This is a genomic window from Actinomadura sp. NPDC000929 (genome assembly GCF_040492065.1).
Taxonomy (GTDB): domain Bacteria; phylum Actinomycetota; class Actinomycetes; order Streptosporangiales; family Streptosporangiaceae; genus Spirillospora; species Spirillospora verrucosospora.
The window spans coordinates 1-17,555 of record NZ_JBEUPA010000164.1 but is presented as its reverse complement, the minus strand read 5'-3'; the positions used below and the strand labels follow the sequence as shown (position 1 = coordinate 17,555).

Annotated in this window: 18 protein-coding genes and 2 riboswitches; of the genes, 8 read left to right on the top strand and 10 right to left on the bottom strand. The window is 72.5% G+C overall.

Annotated elements, in window-relative coordinates; all coding sequences use genetic code 11:
- Positions 1-38 precede the first annotated feature (38 nt).
- The gene (locus ABWI04_RS36165; protein ID WP_353835206.1) at positions 39-1,406 is read right to left on the bottom strand and encodes a cation:dicarboxylate symporter family transporter; all 1,368 of its coding nucleotides are present in this window, start codon (positions 1,404-1,406) and stop codon (positions 39-41) included.
- A 293-nt stretch (positions 1,407-1,699) separates the two neighbouring features.
- Here ABWI04_RS36165 and ABWI04_RS36160 point away from each other — a divergent pair, with 293 nt between their 5' ends.
- From ABWI04_RS36160 to ABWI04_RS36140, 5 genes are all read left to right on the top strand, one after another.
- The gene (locus ABWI04_RS36160) at positions 1,700-3,388 is read left to right on the top strand and encodes a sensor histidine kinase (protein ID WP_353835205.1); all 1,689 of its coding nucleotides are present in this window, start codon (positions 1,700-1,702) and stop codon (positions 3,386-3,388) included.
- Complete coding sequence (locus ABWI04_RS36155; protein ID WP_345184225.1) at positions 3,385-4,056, top strand: response regulator; 672 nt, start codon at positions 3,385-3,387, stop codon at positions 4,054-4,056. The genes ABWI04_RS36160 and ABWI04_RS36155 overlap by 4 nt, the downstream gene beginning before the upstream one ends.
- Positions 4,057-4,104: 48 nt before the next feature.
- A complete protein-coding gene (locus ABWI04_RS36150; RefSeq protein WP_179278653.1) occupies positions 4,105-4,266 on the top strand; it encodes a hypothetical protein in 162 nt (53 codons plus the stop codon).
- A 395-nt stretch (positions 4,267-4,661) separates the two neighbouring features.
- Positions 4,662-5,825 (top strand): thiolase family protein, encoded by a 1,164-nt coding sequence (locus tag ABWI04_RS36145; protein ID WP_353835204.1) that lies wholly within the window; start codon positions 4,662-4,664, stop codon positions 5,823-5,825.
- A gap of 39 nt (positions 5,826-5,864) precedes the next feature.
- Complete coding sequence (locus ABWI04_RS36140; RefSeq protein WP_345184229.1) at positions 5,865-6,308, top strand: winged helix-turn-helix transcriptional regulator; 444 nt, start codon at positions 5,865-5,867, stop codon at positions 6,306-6,308.
- A gap of 171 nt (positions 6,309-6,479) precedes the next feature.
- On the opposite strand, the gene ABWI04_RS36135 is transcribed toward ABWI04_RS36140, so the two are convergent.
- From ABWI04_RS36135 to ABWI04_RS36125, 3 genes are read right to left on the bottom strand one after another with little or no spacing between them, the layout of a single operon-like run.
- Positions 6,480-6,857, bottom strand: coding sequence for a MerR family transcriptional regulator (locus ABWI04_RS36135; protein WP_345184231.1), 378 nt, complete (start codon positions 6,855-6,857; stop codon positions 6,480-6,482).
- A 43-nt stretch (positions 6,858-6,900) separates the two neighbouring features.
- Positions 6,901-7,650: an SDR family NAD(P)-dependent oxidoreductase gene (locus ABWI04_RS36130; protein WP_353835203.1), complete on the bottom strand. Its 750-nt coding sequence runs from the start codon at positions 7,648-7,650 to the stop codon at positions 6,901-6,903.
- A gap of 35 nt (positions 7,651-7,685) precedes the next feature.
- Positions 7,686-8,261, bottom strand: coding sequence for a TetR/AcrR family transcriptional regulator (locus tag ABWI04_RS36125; RefSeq protein ID WP_345184235.1), 576 nt, complete (start codon positions 8,259-8,261; stop codon positions 7,686-7,688).
- Positions 8,262-8,350: 89 nt separating this feature from the next.
- Between ABWI04_RS36125 and ABWI04_RS36120 the strand changes: the two genes are divergently transcribed.
- Positions 8,351-8,812, top strand: coding sequence for a nuclear transport factor 2 family protein (locus ABWI04_RS36120; RefSeq protein ID WP_353835202.1), 462 nt, complete (start codon positions 8,351-8,353; stop codon positions 8,810-8,812).
- A gap of 10 nt (positions 8,813-8,822) precedes the next feature.
- On the opposite strand, the gene ABWI04_RS36115 is transcribed toward ABWI04_RS36120, so the two are convergent.
- From ABWI04_RS36115 to ABWI04_RS36095, 5 genes are all read right to left on the bottom strand, one after another.
- Positions 8,823-10,196, bottom strand: a complete 1,374-nt coding sequence (locus ABWI04_RS36115) for an L-serine ammonia-lyase (protein ID WP_353835201.1) — start codon at positions 10,194-10,196, stop codon at positions 8,823-8,825.
- Between the two features lie 70 nt (positions 10,197-10,266).
- Positions 10,267-11,523 (bottom strand): serine hydroxymethyltransferase, encoded by a 1,257-nt coding sequence (gene glyA, locus ABWI04_RS36110; protein ID WP_345184242.1) that lies wholly within the window; start codon positions 11,521-11,523, stop codon positions 10,267-10,269.
- Entirely contained in the window at positions 11,520-11,909 is a 390-nt protein-coding gene (gene gcvH / locus ABWI04_RS36105) for a glycine cleavage system protein GcvH (protein ID WP_353835200.1), read from the bottom strand. Before gcvH ends, glyA begins: the two co-directional genes overlap by 4 nt.
- Before the next feature lie 55 nt (positions 11,910-11,964).
- Positions 11,965-13,059, bottom strand: coding sequence for a glycine cleavage system aminomethyltransferase GcvT (gcvT, locus tag ABWI04_RS36100; RefSeq protein WP_345184248.1), 1,095 nt, complete (start codon positions 13,057-13,059; stop codon positions 11,965-11,967).
- A 73-nt stretch (positions 13,060-13,132) separates the two neighbouring features.
- Positions 13,133-13,221: riboswitch (glycine riboswitch) on the bottom strand.
- Between the two features lie 4 nt (positions 13,222-13,225).
- A riboswitch (glycine riboswitch) is annotated at positions 13,226-13,321 on the bottom strand.
- Positions 13,322-13,637: 316 nt separating this feature from the next.
- On the bottom strand, positions 13,638-13,979 hold the full coding sequence (locus ABWI04_RS36095) for a hypothetical protein (protein WP_353835199.1): 342 nt from the start codon (positions 13,977-13,979) through the stop codon (positions 13,638-13,640).
- A 237-nt stretch (positions 13,980-14,216) separates the two neighbouring features.
- Between ABWI04_RS36095 and ABWI04_RS36090 the strand changes: the two genes are divergently transcribed.
- Positions 14,217-15,515: a M50 family metallopeptidase gene (locus ABWI04_RS36090; protein ID WP_345184252.1), complete on the top strand. Its 1,299-nt coding sequence runs from the start codon at positions 14,217-14,219 to the stop codon at positions 15,513-15,515.
- On the opposite strand, the gene cds1 is transcribed toward ABWI04_RS36090, so the two are convergent.
- Positions 15,505-16,605: an L-cysteine desulfhydrase Cds1 gene (gene cds1, locus ABWI04_RS36085; protein WP_345184254.1), complete on the bottom strand. Its 1,101-nt coding sequence runs from the start codon at positions 16,603-16,605 to the stop codon at positions 15,505-15,507. The two genes, ABWI04_RS36090 and cds1, sit on opposite strands and share 11 nt — an antisense overlap.
- Before the next feature lie 81 nt (positions 16,606-16,686).
- Here cds1 and ABWI04_RS36080 point away from each other — a divergent pair.
- Positions 16,687-17,555, top strand: an 869-nt coding sequence (locus ABWI04_RS36080; RefSeq protein ID WP_353835198.1) for a hypothetical protein, incomplete at its 3' end; no start/stop codon positions are given.

The window sequence follows — 17,555 nt, the reverse complement described above, 5'->3', positions numbered from 1 at the left end:
CCGGAGCGGGGACGCGCGGCGCCGGGCGGCCGGGCCTCTCAGGCGGGTGCGCCGCCGGGTGCGGGGAGCGGTTCCTTCCGCGAACCGGAGGGCTCGGCGGCCGGACCGTGGTCGTCCAGCAGGGTGTCCTCGTTGAACGGGTCCTCGCCGGACAGGACGCCGCGGGCCCGCTCGGCGTCGAACTCCTTCGTCCACGTGCCGATGACCACGGTGGCGACGGCGTTTCCCGCGAAGTTCGTCAGCGCGCGGGCCTCGGACATGAACCGGTCGATGCCGACGATGAACCCCACCCCGTCGACGAGCGCGGGCTTGTGCGACTGGAGGCCGCCCGCGAGGGTGGCGAGCCCGGCGCCGGTGACGCCCGCCGCGCCCTTCGACGCGACGATCATGAAGAGCAGCAGCGGGATCTGCGCGCCGACCGACATCGGCTGGTCCTGCGCGGACGCGATGAACAGCGTCGCCATCGTCAGGTAGATCGCGGTGCCGTCCAGGTTGAAGGAGTACCCGGTCGGCACGGTGATGCCGACGACCGGGCGGCTCACCCCGAGGTGCTCCATCTTCGCGATCAGCCGGGGCAGCGCCGACTCCGACGAGGACGTCGACAGGATCAGCAGGAACTCGCGGGCGAGGTAGCGCAGCAGGGCGAACACGCTGATCCGGCTGACCGCCCACAGCACCGCGCCGAGCACCGCGAACACGAACACCGCGCACGTCGCGTAGAAGCCCAGCATGATCACGGCGAGGCTCTTCAGCGCGTCCCAGCCGCTCGACCCGACCACCGCCGCGATCGCGCCGAACGCCCCCACCGGCGCCGCCCACATGATCATCCAGAGGATCCGGAACACCAGCCGCTGCAGGTGCTCGACGCCCCGCAGGATCGGCGCGCCCGCCGGGCCGAGCCCCTGGAGCGCGAACCCGGTGAGCAGCGCGACGAGCAGCGCCTGCAGCACCTGCCCCTCCGTCAGCGCCGACACCAGCGTGTCCGGGATGATCCCGAGCAGGAAGTCGGTGGTGCCCTCGCCGCCCTCGGCCTGCGACTTCGCCTCGGCGACGGACGACGGGTCCAGGTGCAGCCCGGAGCCCGGGTGCAGCAGGTTCCCCACCACCAGCCCGATGGCCAGGGCCAGCGTCGACATCACCAGGAAGTAGGCGATGGTGACCAGGCCGATCCGGCCGACCTCGGCCGCCTTCGCGACCGAGCCGATGCCGAGGACGATGGTGCAGAAGATGATCGGCGAGATCATCATCTTGATCAGGTTGACGAAGGCGGTGCCGATCGGCTTCAGTTCCTGCGCGAAGTCCGGCGCGGCCAGGCCGACCACGGCCCCCGCCACCACGGCGGCGACGACGGCGAGGTACAGGTAGTGGACGCGGTCGCGCGCAGGCTGGGAGGCGGACGGGGCCACGGGGGACCTCCTCGGCTCAGGACCCCGGCATCGGTGCGAGGGGCGGCGCCCGCCCGGTCCGGTCGGATCCGCGGGCGGGCCGCCGCCCCGCGGCGGCGCCCATCCTCCGGCCGGAGCCGGAGCATGCACACCGTGGGCGCCGCTCTGGAGGTGAGCTCGCAGGTCGGGCGGGGGCTGGGGGTCTGTCCCCACGTGACTATGCGCGGTTCTGTGACCGGGGTCACCCTTGTGTACATTTCGTTCACGGCAAGGTGCGACGGGGTGGCGGCGAGATGCGAGGGGGAGGGGCGGGAGTGCGTCCTCGATGGGCGGCGCCGGGCCGCTGGAGCCTGGCCCGGCAGCTGCTCGTGCTCCAGGCGGCGATCGTCGGGCTCCTCGTGGCGGCCGGCGCGGCGCTGGCCTTCCTCGACTCCGGCCGGGCCGTGGACGACAGCGCCGCCCAGACCGTCTCGGCGGTCGCGGCGAGCATCGCCGACGCCCCGACCGTCCGGGCCGCGCTGGCCGACCCGGCTCCGACCCGCCTCCTGCAGCCCTACGCCGAACGCGTCCGGCACGACACCGGCGTCGACTTCATCACGATCATGAGCCCGGCCGGGATCCGCTACACGCACCCGAACCCCGCGCGCATCGGCGGGACGTTCGTCGGCAACACCGCCCCCGCGCTCGCCGGACGGACGTTCACCGAGACCTACACCGGCACGCTCGGGCCGTCCGTGCGCACCGTCGCGCCCGTCTTCGGCGAGGACCGCCGCGTGGTGGCCCTGGTCGCGGTCGGCATCACGGTCAAGGCGATCTCGGCGGAGCTCCGCCAGCGCCTGCTGGCCCTCGGCGCCGTCGCCGGGGCCGTCCTCGCCGTCGGGATGGCCGGCAGCTACCTCGTCTCCGCCCGCCTGCGCCGACAGACCCGCGGCGTCGCCCCCGACGAGCTGCGCGGCATGTTCGAGTACTACGAGGCGATCCTGCACGCCGTCCGCGAAGGGCTCCTCATCCTCGACCGCAGCGGCCGCGTCGTTCTCTGCAACGACGCCGCGAGACACCTCCTCGACCTGGACGCCCCCCACGGCCCCTTCCCGTCCGCCGCGATCCCCGGGCGGGCGCGGGGGGAGCCGCAGGGGCGGGACGTCGCGGAGCTGGGGTTGCCGGAGGAGCTGGTGGCGACGCTGGTGTCCGCGGAGCCTCGGTCGGACGAGATCCATGTGGGGGACACGCGGGTGCTCGTGGTGAACACCTCGCCCGTCCGGTCGGGGGACCGGGTGATGGGCAACGTCGTCACCCTGCGGGACCACACCGAGCTGCAGGCGCTGACGGGCGAGCTGGACACGGTGCGCGGGTTTGCCGAGTCGCTGCGCTCGCAGGCGCACGAGGCCGCGAACCGCCTGCACACGGTGGTGTCGCTGGTGGAGCTGGGCCGTCCCGGGCAGGCCGTGGAGTTCGCGACCGCCGAGCTGGCGAGCGCGCAGCGGCTCACCGACCGGGTCGTCGGCTCGGTCGGCGAGCCGGTGCTGGCCGCGCTGCTGCTCGGCAAGTCCGCCGAGGCGGGGGAGCGCGGCGTGGAGCTCGTGATCGGCGAGGACACCGTGATCGAGGGCGCGATCGAGCCGCGCGACCTGGTCACGATCCTCGGGAACCTCATCGACAACGCGGTCGACGCCGCCATCGAGGGCGCCGCCGCCCGGCCGCCGCGCGTCGGCGTCGGCGCCCGCGTGGAGGACGGGGCGCTCGTGCTGGAGGTGTCCGACAGCGGGCGGGGCGTGGACCCCGCCGCCGTGCCCGCGATGTTCCGGCGCGGCTGGACGACGAAGACGTCCGGCGGCGCGGTCGGGCACGGCCTCGGCCTCGCCCTGGTCGGCCAGGCCGTCCGCCGCAACGGCGGTGAGGTGCGGGTGGGCGCGGCCGGCCCCGGCCACGGCGCCGTGTTCACCGTCCGGCTGCCCCTGCCGAGGCGGGCCGCCGGGGCCCGGCGCGGGGGCGGCGAGCCGTGATCAGGGTGCTGGTGGTCGAGGACGACCCGGTGGCGGCGGAGGCGCACCGGACCTACGTCGAGCGGGTCGCCGGGTTCACGGTCGCCGGGGTCGTGCACTCGGGGGCGGACGCGCTCCGGTTCTGCGAGCGGACGCAGGTCGACGTCGTCCTGCTGGACTTCTACCTTCCGGACACGCACGGCCTCACCGTCTGCCGCGCGCTGCGCGCCGGGGGACGGGACGTGGACGTCATCGCCGTGACGTCCGCGCGGGACCTCGCGGTGATCCGCACCGCCGTGGCGGTCGGCATCGTCCAGTACCTGCTGAAACCGTTCACCTTCGCGTCGCTGCGCGACAAGCTCGTCCGGTACGCGCGGTTCCGGGAGCAGGCGGTCGGCTCGGGGGAGGTCAGCGGGCAGGCGGACGTGGACGGGATGCTCGCCACGCTCCGGACCCCCGACCACCACGCGCTGCCCAAGGGGATGAGCGGGGAGACGCTCCAGGCCGTGACCGGCGTGCTGGAGTCCGCGGCCGACGGCCTGTCCGCCGCCGCTGCCGCCGATCTCACCGGCGTCTCCCGGGTCACCGCGCGCCGCTATCTGGAGTATCTGGCGGAGAACGGGCTGGCCGACCGCCGCCCCCACTACGGCCAGGTCGGCCGTCCTGAGGTGCGCTTCTACCCCCGTTAGACGGGGTACCTATGGACCGACAGTTGGAACGACATCGGGGGAGTTGTCGTGAACGACAAGCCTGGCAAGCCCGGGAAGCCCACGGGCAAGGCGGAGTCCGAACCGGAGCGCGAGAAGCGGCCGCGCCGCGGCGAGGAGGCCACGGGCAAGGGGCCGAAGCGCAAACCGGGCGACGCCGCGCGCAAGATGCGGGAGATGTACAAGGGCTAGACGGTCGCGTCGGGCGGGGCGGTCCCGATGCTTGACGGCGGCTTGGGCTCCCATTTTGGGTCTATGTCGGCTTATGGGGCTAACGTCCAAAGGGAACGCGACGTCGAGGAGAACGAGGAGGCGTGCTTGTCCGACCGACGACACTCGGGCGGCTCCACCGAGGGGCTCTTCGACGCATGGAGGGTAGAGACGGACCACGGCACGGGCCCCTCCCGCTGAGCGGCCCGAAGACCCGGGGGCGGTAGCGATCGGCTTCGACAGCGATCGGTGACGGCCTCCGGGTCTTCGTCTGCCGAGTTGTGTTATCCAACTCACCGTCGGAGCCGATTGTGCTCTCCGGTCCGCCGAGCGGATACTGCCGAAGTGAGTTGGAAAACACAACGGAGGTGGGGTCCATGCGGGACGCGGTGATCGTGGAGGCGGTGCGCACGCCGCTGGGCAAGGGCAGGGCCGGCGGGTTCCTGCACGGCGACCACCCGGCCGACCTGCTCGCGCGGACGCTCGCGTCCCTCGTCGAGCGGGCGGGCATCGACCCGGGGACCGTGGACGACGTGATCGGCGGCGTGGTCACCCAGGCCGGCGACCAGGCGCTCAACATCACCCGCACGGCCGTCCTCGCCGCGGGGTTCCCCGAGAGCGTCCCCGCCATGACGGTCGACCGGCAGTGCGGCTCGTCCCAGCAGGCCCTGCACATCGCGGCGCAGGGCGTGCAGAGCGGCGCCTACGACATCGCCATCGCGTGCGGGGTCGAGTCGATGTCGCGGGTGCCGATGGGGTCGAGCGTCCTGCCGGGCAGCGACCCGTTCGGGACGCTGCTCCCCGAGCGCTACCCGGGCGGGCTCGTCGGCCAGGGCATCAGCGCCGAGCTGATCGCCGCGCGCTGGGACCTGTCGCGGGAGGAGCTCGACGCCTACGCCGCCGAGTCCCACCGCCGCGCCGCCGAGGCGTGGAAGAACGGCGAGTTCGACCGGGAGGTCGCCTGGACGGGGCAGCGGGACGAGACCGTCCGCCCGGCGACGTCGCCGGAGATCCTCGCCGGCCTGAGGCCCGCCTACCACGACGAGCGGATGGCCGAGCGGTTCCCCGAGATCGGCTGGAAGATCACCGCGGGCAACGCCTCCCCGGTCAACGACGGCGCCGCCGCCGTCCTGGTCATGGGCGCCGACGTCGCCGCGCGGCTCGGCCTGCGCCCGCGCGCCCGCTTCCACGCCTTCGCCGTGACCGGCGACGACCCGCTGCTGATGCTCACCGCGATCATCCCCGCGACCGCGAAGGTGCTGGAGCGCGGTGGCCTCACCCTGGACGACGTCGATCTGTTCGAGGTGAACGAGGCGTTCGCCCCGGTCGTCCTCGCGTGGGCGCGCGAGACCGGCGCCGACCTCGCGCGCGTCAACGTGCGCGGCGGCGCGATCGCGATCGGCCACCCGCTCGGCGCGAGCGGCGCCCGCCTCATGACGACCCTGCTGCACGCCCTGGAGGACCGCGGCGGCAGGTTCGGCCTCCAGACCATGTGCGAGGCGGGCGGACTGGCCAACGCCACCGTCGTGGAGCGGCTCTGACGGACGGTCCGGCCAGGTCCGGCGGCTAGGCTTCCCGGTATGCCGAAGGACGCCGATCCGCGCGAGTGCTCGATCGCCGACACGCTGGACCTGGTCGGCGAGCGCTGGAGCCTGCTGGCGATCCGGGAGCTGAGCTACGGGGTGCGGCGCTTCGACCAGATCGTCCGCAACACCGGCGCGTCCCGCGACATCCTCACCGCCCGCCTCCGCAAGCTGGAGGCGGGCGGCGTCATCCGCCGCGAGCGCTACAGCGACCACCCGGTGCGCCACGAGTACCGCCTGACGCCCGCGGGCGTGGAGCTGTGCGACGTCCTGCTCGTGCTGATGGCCTGGGGAGACCGGCACCTGCACCCGGACGACCCGCCCGTCCGGTGGCGGCACTCCTGCGGCGAGACCGTCAGCCCCCAGGTCGTGTGCCGCCACTGCGGCAACGAGGCCCGCCAGGGCGCCCATTCCCCCACCGGCCGGGGCGCCCGCCCCTGACCCACTCGCGACGGCGGCGCAGCCAGTCGCCGATGCGGCCCGCGAGGACGCCGACCGTCCCGTCCAATGGTGAAGGTGACCATCTTCGGGTTGAGAAGGTTGGTCAGCAGTCCGTTGAGATAGGCCCGCCGTCCCGAGACCCCGGCCGGTTCCGCCTCCACGTCCCCGCGGTCAGCGGGCCGATGCGGGGCGTCTCTCGGCCGCGCGGGTCAGGGCGGTGGCGAGGCGGTCGCGGGCCTCGGTCTGGGCGGTGATGCGCGCGTCGAGGACGGCGAGGCGGTCCAGGGCGATGCGGAGCCCCTTCTCCGACGGGGGCGAGGCCGCCACGTCGCCGTCCAGGCAGACCGAGAACGCGCGCACGTCGTCGAGGGTGAGGCCGACGGCGAGCAGCTCCCGGATGTTGCGGACCCGCACGGCCGCGCCCTCGTCGTAGATCCGGTATCCGTTGCCCGCCCGGCGGGACGCGATCAGGCCCGCCTCCTCGTAGTGCCGCAGCGCCCGCGGCGTCGTCCCGGTGATCCGCGCCAGCTCGCCGATCCGCACCGCCACCACCTCCTCCCCTCGTTCTACCAGGCGGTGGGCCCGCCGGCGCTCAGGCGACCACCGCGCCTCCGTCCACCGCGAGGACGGCGCCGGTGACGAACGAGGCGTCGGGCGAGGCCAGGCGCGTGATCGCCCACGCGACCTCCTCCGGCCGCCCGACGCGGCCGAGCGGGGTGTGCTCGATTTGCCACTGCCGGAGCGCCGCGAGGCGCTCGGCGGAGAGGCCCTGGTGCTCGCCCATCGGGGTGGCGATCGCTCCGGGCGCCACGGCGGCCACGCGGATGCCGCGCGGCGCGAGCTCCAGGGCCCAGCCGCGCGTGAGCGTCTCCAGCGCCGACTTCGTGGCGGCGTAGAACGCGTTGCCGGGCCAGCCCCGCTGCCCGACGGACGTGCTGACGTTGACGACGACCCCGCCGCCGTCGAGCGCGGGCAGCGCCGCCCGGGTCAGCAGGACGGGCGCCACCAGGTTCGTCGCGAGCTGCGGCGCGAGCGTCTCCGGGGCGAGGCTCTCCAGGGTCCCGCTCTGGACGATCGCCGCGTTGTTGACCAGCACGTCCAGCCGTCCGTGCGCGTCCGTCACCCTGCGCACGATCTCGGCGGCGGCGCCGTCGCCGGTGATGTCGGCGGCGAGCGGCTCGATGCCGGGATGCCCGTCCGCGGTCTCGGCCAGCGGGCCGGGCCGCCGTCCGACGGCCACCACGCGGGCGCCCTCGGCCGCGAACATGCGTGCCGTGGCGCGTCCGATCCCGGTTCCCGCGCCGGTGACCAGGACGACCCTGTTCTCCGAATTCGTCTCCATGCCCCGAGCCTGGAACCCTGCCGCCAACGGCAGGGTCAAGCCCGGCCGGCCCTTTCCAGGAGAAGGCGGGCGCCGGTTCGGGCGCGGGCGGCGGCGGTGGGGTCGCCCTGGATTCCGGCGACGACGATGGCGCCCTCGGCGAGCAGGTAGACGGGTTCGGCGGCGGACGCGTCGACAGGGGAGACCAGGGCCACGACCTGGTCGTGGAAGGCCCGCTTGTGGGCTCGCGCCGCGTCCGCGACCGCCGGGGAGGACGAGCCGAGCTCCCCGTGGGCGTTGACCCAGGCGCAGCCGCGGAAGCCCGGCTCGGCGAACCACGCGCCGAGCCAGTCGAACAGGGCGAGGACGCGCCGCCGGGGGTCGGGCTCCGCGTCCAGATGGGCGGCCAGGCTCGCGCGCCAGCGGCGGTCGCGGCGGTCCAGCATCGCGACGACGAGGGCCTCCTTCGTGGGAAAGAGCCGGTAGATGCGCTTGAGCGGCAGCCCGGACACGGTCCGCAGCTCGTCCATGCCCACCGCCTGGACGCCCTGCCGGTAGAAGAGGCGCTCGGCGACGTCCAGCAGGGCCTGGCGGTCCCGGTCCTGCTGCTCCTCGGTGATCGCGGCCGGCATGGGCGCTCCTGACTTGACGTTGAGAACGATCGTTCCCTACCTTAGCGGCAGATATGGAGAACGCTCGTTCTCAACCCGAGGAGGCCGCCGTGACCGAGGACCGTCCGCCCTGCCCGCCGTTCACCCTGGAGACCGCGAAGCAGAAGGTCCAGGCGGCCGAGGACGCGTGGAACACCCGCGACCCGCAGCGGGTGGCGCTCGCCTACACGCCCGACTCGGTCTGGCGGAACCGCGACCGGTTCGTCACCGGACGGGAGGAGATCATCGCCTTCCTGACCGCGAAGTGGGAGCGGGAGCTCGACTACGCGCTGCGCAAGAGCCTGTGGGGGTTCCGCGAGAACCGCATGGCCGTCCGGTTCCAGTACGAGTGGCACGACGCCGGCGGGCAGTGGTGGCGCAGCTACGGCAACGAACTGTGGGAGTTCGACGAGCGCGGCCTGATGCGGCGGCGGGAGGCGAGCATCAACGACGTCGCGATCGGCGAGGCCGACCGCCGCATCCGCGGCCCGCGCCCCGCCGACGAGCACGGCCTCGACATCCCGCTCCGGTAGCGGGCCGCGGTCAGCACTCGATGACGTTGACGGCGAGGCCGCCGCGCGAGGTCTCCTTGTACTTGTCGAGCATGTCGCGGCCCGTGTCGCGCATGGTCTTGATGGCCTTGTCGAGGGAGACGAAGTGGCGGCCGTCGCCGCGCAGGGAGATCCGGGCGGCGCTGATGGCCTTGACGGCGCCGACGGCGTTGCGCTCGATGCAGGGGACCTGGACCAGGCCGCCGACGGGATCGCAGGTCAGGCCGAGGTTGTGCTCGATGCCGATCTCGGCGGCGTTCTCCACCTGCTCGGGGGTGCCGCCGAGGACCTCCGTGAGCCCGGCGGCGGCCATCGAGCAGGCCGACCCGACCTCGCCCTGGCAGCCGACCTCGGCCCCGGAGATGGAGGCGTTCTGCTTGAACAGCACGCCGATCGCCCCGGCGGTCAGCAGGAACCGCACCACGCCCTCGTCGTCGTGGCCCGGGATGAACCGGTCGTAGTAGTGCAGGACGGCCGGGATGATGCCCGCGGCGCCGTTGGTCGGGGCCGTGACGATGCGCCCGCCCGCCGCGTTCTCCTCGTTGACCGCCAGCGCGAACAGGGTGATCCAGTCCATCGCGTGGAGCGGGTCGGACGCCTCCTCCGCGGACAGCTGGCGGTGCAGCTGGGGAGCGCGGCGGCGCACCTTGAGCCCGCCCGGCAGGAGGCCCTCCCGGGTGCAGCCGCGGGTCACGCAGGCCCGCATGACCTGCCAGAGTTCGAGCAGGCCGTCGTGGATCTCGGCGGCGTCGCGGCCGAACGCCTTCTCGTTCTCCAGCATCAGCGCCGAGATCGACAGGCCCGTCTCCCGGCACCGCTCCAGCAGCTCGGCGGCCGTGTCGAAGGGGTGCGGCAGGACGGTGTCGTCGGGCTTGATGCGGTCGGCGCCGGTGGCGCTCTCGTCCAGGATGAACCCGCCGCCGACGGAGTAGTACACCTTCGCGCGCAGCTCCCCGCCGGAGGCGTCCAGAGCCGTGAAGCGCATCCCGTTGGGGTGGCCGGGCAGCGACTCCTTGCGCTCGAAGACCAGGTGCTCGTTGACCACGAACGGGATCTCGTGGTCGCCGAACAGCCGCAGCGCCCCGCGCTCCCGGATCGCGGCGAGCCGCTCGTCCACCCGGTCGACGTCGACGAGCTCGGGCTTGTCGCCCTCAAGACCGAGGATGACGGCCTTGTCGGAGCCGTGGCCCTTGCCGGTGAGGCCGAGCGACCCGTAGAGGGTGACGGCGACGGACGCCGTCTTCTCCAGCAGCCCGTCGCGCTGGAGCCCCCGGGCGAACCGGTGCGCCGCGGCCATCGGGCCCCCCGTGTGGGAGGACGACGGACCGATGCCGATCTTGAACAGGTCGAAAACGCTGATGGCCATAGCTACCTCGTTGTGGCCGCGCCCCCTCCCCCTTGACGGGGGTCCCGCAGGGGGAGAGGGCGCCGGAACGTCACAGGTTCGGGTACAGGGGGTGCTCGTCCGCCAGCGCCTTCACCCGCGCGGCGAGCGCGTCCCGGTCGAAGGACGGCTGCAGCGCCAGCGCGATCACGTCCGCGACCTCGGCGAAGTCCTCGGCGGTGAAGCCGCGGGTCGCGAGGGCCGGGGTGCCGATCCGCAGACCGGACGTCACCATCGGCGGGCGCGGGTCGTTCGGCACCGCGTTGCGGTTGACCGTGATGCCGATGTCGTGCAGGCGGTCCTCGGCGTCGCGCCCGGTGAGCTCGGAGTCCACCAGGTCGACCAGCACGAGGTGGACGTCCGTCCCGCCGGTCAGCACCTTGACGCCGGCCTTGGCGCAGTCCTCGGCGAGCAGGCGCTCGGCGAGCAGCTTCGCGCCCTCCACCGTCGCCGCCTGCCGGGCCCGGAACTCCTCCGACGCGGCGATCTTCAGGGCGACGGCCTTGGCGGCGATCACGTGCTCCAGCGGGCCGCCCTGCATGCCGGGGAACACCGCGGAGTTGATCTTCTTGCCGTACTCCTCGCGGGCGAGGATCAGCCCGCCGCGGGGACCGCCGAGCGTCTTGTGCGTCGTCGTCGTCACGATGTCGGCGTGCGGGACGGGCGAGGGGTGCAGCCCCGCCGCCACCAGGCCCGCGAAGTGCGCCATGTCGACCATGAGCAGCGCCCCGACCGAGTCGGCGATCCGCCGGAACGCGGCGAAGTCGAGCCGCCGCGGGTACGCCGACCAGCCCGCCACGATCATCTTCGGACGGTGCTCGGCCGCGAGCGAGGCCACCTCGTCCATGTCGACCAGGCCGTCCTCGGCGCGGACGTGGTACGGCACCACGTTCAGCACCTTGCCGGAGTAGTTCAGCCGCATCCCGTGCGTGAGATGCCCGCCGTGCGCGAGGTCGAGGCCGAGGATCGTGTCACCGTGCTGGAGCAGCGCGAAGTAGACCGCCGTGTTCGCCTGCGCCCCGCTGTGCGGCTGGACGTTCGCGTGCTCGGCGCCGAACAGCGCCTTGGCCCGGTCGATCGCGAGCTGCTCGGTGACGTCGACGAACTCGCAGCCGCCGTAGTACCGGCGGCCCGGGTACCCCTCGGCGTACTTGTTCGTCAGGACCGACCCCTGAGCCTCCAGCACCGACACCGGCGCGAAGTTCTCCGACGCGATCATCTCCAGGGTGCCCTGCTGGCGGCGCAGCTCCGCGGCGACGGCCTCGGCGACCTCCGGATCGGCCGTCGCGAGGGAGTCGTTCAGACTCATGATTCCTCGATCAGCTTGTCGTAGGCGGCGGAGTCGAGCAGGTCGCCCGGCTCCTCCGAGATCCGCACCTTGAAGATCCAGCCCTCGCCGTACGGGTCGTCGTTGATGACCTTCGGCTCGTCCACCACCGCGCTGTTGATCGCGGTGATCTCGCCGCTGACGGGGGAGTAGACGTCGCTCACCGACTTGGTCGACTCCACCTCGCCGCACGGCTCGCCCGCCTCGACGGTGTCGCCCTCCGACGGCTGCAGCTCGATGTAGACGATCTCACCGAGGGCGTCGGCGGCGTGCGCGGTGATGCCGACCGTGACGATGCCGTCGTCGCCACCGAGGCCCGACACCCACTCGTGCTCCTCGCTGTAGCGGAGCTCCTCCGGAACGCTCACGATCACTTCTCTCTTTCCACTGTGGGGGCGCGCCCCACACCGCCGGACAACTTGTTCAGGAACGCTTGTAGAACGGTAGGGCCACCACGTCCACCGGCTCGTGCCGGCCGCGGACGTCCACGGCGAGGCCCGCCTCCTCGACGCCGCTGTCGAGGTACGCCATGGCGATCGGCGTGCCCAGTGTGGGCGACGGGGCGCCGCTCGTCACGATGCCGCACGGCGCGCCGCCGGACGTGACGACCTGGTACCCCTTGCGAGGCGCGCGACGCCCCCGCGCGACCAGTCCCACGAGCCTACGGCCCGGCGGGGTCTGCGCCTGCGCCGCCAGGGCGGCCTTGCCCACGAAATCGCCTGGCTTGTCCAGCTTCACCACCCGGCCGAGGCCCGCCTCGAACGGCGTCGTCTCGGCCGTCAGCTCGTTCCCGTACAGCGGCATCCCCGCCTCCAGGCGCAGCGTGTCGCGGGCCGAAAGCCCCGCCGGGACGACCCCCTCCACCGCGGCGAGCGCCCTCCACAGCCCGACCGCGTCGGACGCGTCCACGAACAGCTCGAACCCGTCCTCACCCGTGTACCCGGTGCGGGCTACCAGCGCGTCCACGCCCGCGACCCGCCCCGCCAGGATCGCGTAGTACTTCAGGTCCCCCAGCGGCGCGTCCGTGAACCCCTCGAGAATCCCCTGGGAACGCGGCCCCTGCAGGGCGATCAGCGCGTACGAGTCGGACCGGTCGTCCACCGCCGCCTCGAACCCCGCGGCCCGCTCGACCAGCGCCTCCCGGACGACGGCGGCGTTCGCCGCGTTCGCCACCACCATCCACGTCTCGTCCGCGAGCCGGTAGACGATCAGGTCGTCCAGGACGCCGCCGTCGTGCCCGCAGATCATCGTGTAGCGCGCCTTGCCCACCGGCATCGGCGACAGGTTGCCGACCAGCGCGAAGTCCAGCGCGGCCCCCGCGCCCGGACCCGACAGGAAGATCTCCCCCATGTGCGACAGGTCGAACAGCCCCGCCCCCGTGCGGACGGCCTGGTGCTCGGCGGTCTCGCTCGCGTAGCGCAGCGGCATGAGATGGCCGGCGAAGTCGACGAGGTTCGCGCCGAGGTCCTCATGGACGTCGTGCAGCGGCGTCTTCTTCGCGGTCGGATCGGCGGACATGGGCTCGGCTCCTTCGTCACGGGCGCGCGTGGTCCATCGTCCCACTCGCGCACCGGGCGTATCGGTGCCTCCCCCTCTGTCATCGGCGCCTGAGAGCTTCACCCGCCGCGCACGGCGGGCTTTCACCTTCGGCGGGGGACCGGAGTCCCCGCTTTCCAGAGGTCGCCTGGCCCGTGCGGTCCGTGGGCCTGAGAGGTTCCGGGGAGGATTTGCTCCTTCGGCGTCCCCCACCGGCTGCGAGGGACTCTCCCGCACGGGATCATCAGCTGTCGAAGAAGGCTAGCAGTGTTCATTGTGTTTTTTGAGGTCGGGGCCCTGGGGGCCCCGACCTCAAAAAACACGTGCGATCGCTGGCATCGCTCCGGCTCGCCTTGCGGCTCGCTGCGCGATCAGGTTCTCGCAAGCTCGAACCTGCCCTCGGACGCGATCGCGAGTGTTGGGGTCGTCGTCGGCTGAGGTGGCGGCTTAGGTCGTCTCGTTGGACGGTTGCTGCTGGTGCTTCCGTTTCGGTGTCCCTCTGTGCGGGTCGTCTCGACCGTTGCGCTTCTTGGTGATGGGAGCGCGGTGGGCGGTGGTCGTCAGCTTGGGGGTGGGGTGGCGGGGGGCGACATGGACTTCACGCAGGTCTGCAGGGCGGCCCTGATCTTCTTCAGCTCGTCGGGGGCGGGGGATCTCGTGGGGTTGGGGGTGGGCATCTGGACGCCCTGGGCGTGCATGCAGTCGTTGAAGGCCTTGACCGCCTTCGACTGGGCCGGGGGGAGGGGCGTCGCCTCGGCGCCCGTGCCGGGGGCGGAGGGGGCCTGCGTCCTGGCGGTCGGGGCTGCGGACGACGCGCCCGCCGTCGTGCCGCCGTCGTCGCTGCCGCCGCAGCCGGCCAGGGCCAGCGTCAGGGCCAGGACCGCTACATGACCGCGCTTCAAGGGGGAACCTCCGTGGCCGGGGTGGGCCGCCCATGATGGGCGGTCGGCCCTGCTCGCGGATACGCGCTCTCGTGCCAATGATGCGCGGCCGGGTTAGCACCGTGCATCAAAGTGGCCTCCGGCACGGACCGCTTCTTCGTTCGCCTCAACCGGATCGTGGGCCGTAACGTACTCTGAACTGGTTGTCGGAGATCACCCCCGGGTGCGCGGGGTGGACGGACCCGGAGGGCACGCCGCATGGTCTACTACCTGGCTGGAGCGTTGATCCTCTTCTTCGGCCTGCTGGTCTCCATCGCGCTGCACGAGCTCGGGCACTTCTCCTTCGCCAAGCTGTTCGGGGTGCGGACCACGCAGTTCATGGTCGGGTTCGGGCCCACCATGTGGTCGAGGCACAAGGGCGAGACGGAGTACGGGGTCAAGTGGATCCCGCTCGGCGGCTACATCCGCATGATCGGCATGCTGCCGCCGCGCAAGGGCGACGCGCCCGGGCAGGTGCGGCGGATCAGCACCGGGCCGTGGCAGGGGCTGATCGAGTCCGCGCGCGGGGCCTCGCTGGAGGAGGTCGGGCCCGGCGACGGGGACCGCGTGTTCTACGCCAAGAAGTGGTGGCAGAAGCTGCTCATCATGTTCGGCGGGCCCGCGATGAACCTGCTCCTGTCGGTGATGTTCTTCGCGATCCTGCTGATGGGCATCGGCGTCAACCAGCCGCAGCCGGTGATCAAGGAGGTCGCCGAGTGCATGGTGCCGGCCAGCGCCAAGGTCGCCGCGTGCCCGGCGGGCGCGACGCCGACGCCCGCGCGGCAGGTCGGGCTCCAGGCCGGCGACCGGATCGTCGCGTTCGACGGCAAGAAGATCGACGACTATCCGCAGCTGCAGCGGCTGATCCGCAAGGACGGCGGCAAGACCGTCCCGATGACCGTCCGGCGGGACGGCAGGGACGTGCGGCTGAACGTCCCGATCACCCGCAACCAGATGTACGACCTCAAGGACGAGGACAAGGTCGTCAACGTCGGGTTCCTCGGCATCACGCCGTCCAGCGGGATCGAGCGGCAGGGGCCGGGCGCGGTCGCGAGCACGATGGGCGACCTGACCGCGCGCACCGTCGGCGCCCTGGTGCGGATGCCGCAGAAGATGGTCGGCGTGTGGAACGCGGCCTTCGGCGGCGAGAAGCGCGACCCGAACGGGCCGATCGGCGTCGTCGGCGTCAGCAGGATCGGCGGCGAGGTCGCCGCGTCCGACGACTTCACCGGGACGCAGAAGGTCTCCTTCTTCGTGATGCTGCTCGGCTCGCTGAACCTCGCGGTCGGGCTGTTCAACCTCATCCCGCTGCTGCCGCTGGACGGCGGGCACATCGCGGGCGCGCTCCTGGAGGCGGTCAAGAAGGCCTTCGCCCGGATCTTCCGCAGGCCCGACCCCGGCTACGTGGACGTGGCCAAGGCGCTGCCGGTGACGTACGTGATGGCCGTCATCCTGATCGTCATGGGCGGGCTGCTGATCTACGCCGACCTGTTCAACCCGATCCGCGTCACGGGGTGACGTCCGGCATCGTGCCGGTCTTCAGGAAGGCGTCCAGCGCGGCCCGGTAGGGGGCGACGTCGAGGCCCTGCTCCGCCAGCCACGCGTCCGACCCGTAGGTGCCCGCGTAGCGCTCGGCGCCGTCGCAGATGAGCGTGACGACGCTGCCGCGCTCCCCGCGGGCCCGCATCTGCGCGATCAGCTCGGCCGCGCCCCACATGTTCGTGCCGGTCGAGCCGCCCACGCTCCGGCCGCTGACCTCGCTCGTCCAGCGCATCGCCGCGATCGACGCCGCGTCCGGCACCCGGATCATCCGGTCGATCACCGTGGGCAGGAACGACGGCTCGACGCGGGGGCGGCCGATGCCCTCGATCCGCGAGCCCGCCGCGGTGCGCTCGGGGTCCCCGTCGGCGAACGAGCCGTGGAACGCCGACCCCTCCGGGTCGACCACCGCGAGCCGCGTCTGGAACATCCGGTAGCGGGCGTACCGGCCGATCGTCGCGGACGTCCCGCCGGTGCCCGCGCCGACCACGATCCAGGACGGCTCGGGGAACCGCTCCAGCCGCATCTGCTCGAAGATCGACTCGGCGATGTTGTTGTTGCCGCGCCAGTCCGTCGCCCGCTCGGCGAAGGTGAACTGGTCCATGAAGTGGCCGCCGCACTCGGCCGCGAGCCGCCGCGACTCCTCGTAGATCGCCGACGGGTCGGCCACCAGGTGGCAGCGGCCGCCGTGGAACTCGATGAGCTGGATCTTCTCCGGGCTGGTGGTGGCCGGCATGACCGCGACGAACGGCAGGCCGAGCAGCCGCGCGAAGTACGCCTCCGACACCGCCGTCGACCCGCTGGACGCCTCGATGATCGTCGTGTCCTGGCGGATCCACCCGTTGGCCAGCCCGTACAGGAACAGCGACCGGGCGAGCCGGTGCTTCAGCGAACCCGTGGGGTGGACGGACTCGTCCTTCAGGTAGAGGTCGATGCCCCACTCCGGGGGCAGCGGGAACACGTGCAGGTGCGTGTCGGCGCTGCGGTTGGCGTCGGCGTCCACGAGCCGGATCGCCTCGGCGATCCATGCCCGGTACCCGGGATCGCAGCGGTCCACGATGCGGCTCATGGCGGTTCTCCCCCTGATCGTCGGCAGGGTCACACGATATCGGCGCATGTCACGGTGCATCATTGAGGAGGCGGGGGGCAGATGATCGAGATGTTCGACGAACGCATCGTGGCGACCGGCCGGCTGCCGCTGTTCGGTTTCTTCGTGGCGTTCATGGTCACTTTCGTGCTGACGCGGGTGAACGTGCGGCTGATCCGCGCGGACGTGCGCTGGTGGTTCCGGAACGTGAAGGCCGGCGACGTGCACATCCACCACGTCGTGTTCGGCGTGGTGCTGATGCTGTTGGGCGGGGTGGCGAGCCTCGCCGTCCCGGACGCCTACGTCGGCCTCGACCTCGCGGCGGCGGTGGTGTTCGGGATGGGATCGGCCCTCGTCCTGGACGAGTTCGCGCTGATCCTGCACCTCAGCGACGTCTACTGGACGGAGAAGGGCCGCGCGTCCGTCGACGCGGTGTTCGTCGCGATGGCGGTGACCGGGCTGCTGCTGCTCGGCATCCGTCCCCTCGGCTACGAGGGCATCGCGCCCGACCACGGCACCGGGCTGATCACCCGCGTCTACGTCGCCTCGCTCGCCGTCAACCTCGTCCTCGCCGTGGTCACGCTGCTGAAGGGCAAGATCTGGACGGGGCTCATCGGGCTGTTCATGCCCGCGCTGCTGATCGTCGGCGCGATCCGGGTGGCGCGGCCCGGCTCGCCCTGGTCGCGCTGGCGCTACGACCCCGGCTCGCGCCGGTACCACCGGGCCGTCCGGCGCGAGACGCGGCTCCGGCGGCCGCTCATCCGCGCCAAGATCTGGGTGCAGGAGTTCATCGCGGGCCGGCACGACCTCATCCCGCCCGAACTGCTCCAGCGCCCCGTCGACGTCGCCGAGCGGGACCGGTCCGGAAGGCCGGTCGGGGAGGGCGGCTCAGGGCAGGCCGTTCAGGAAGGGCTCGTGGCTGTTCATGAACT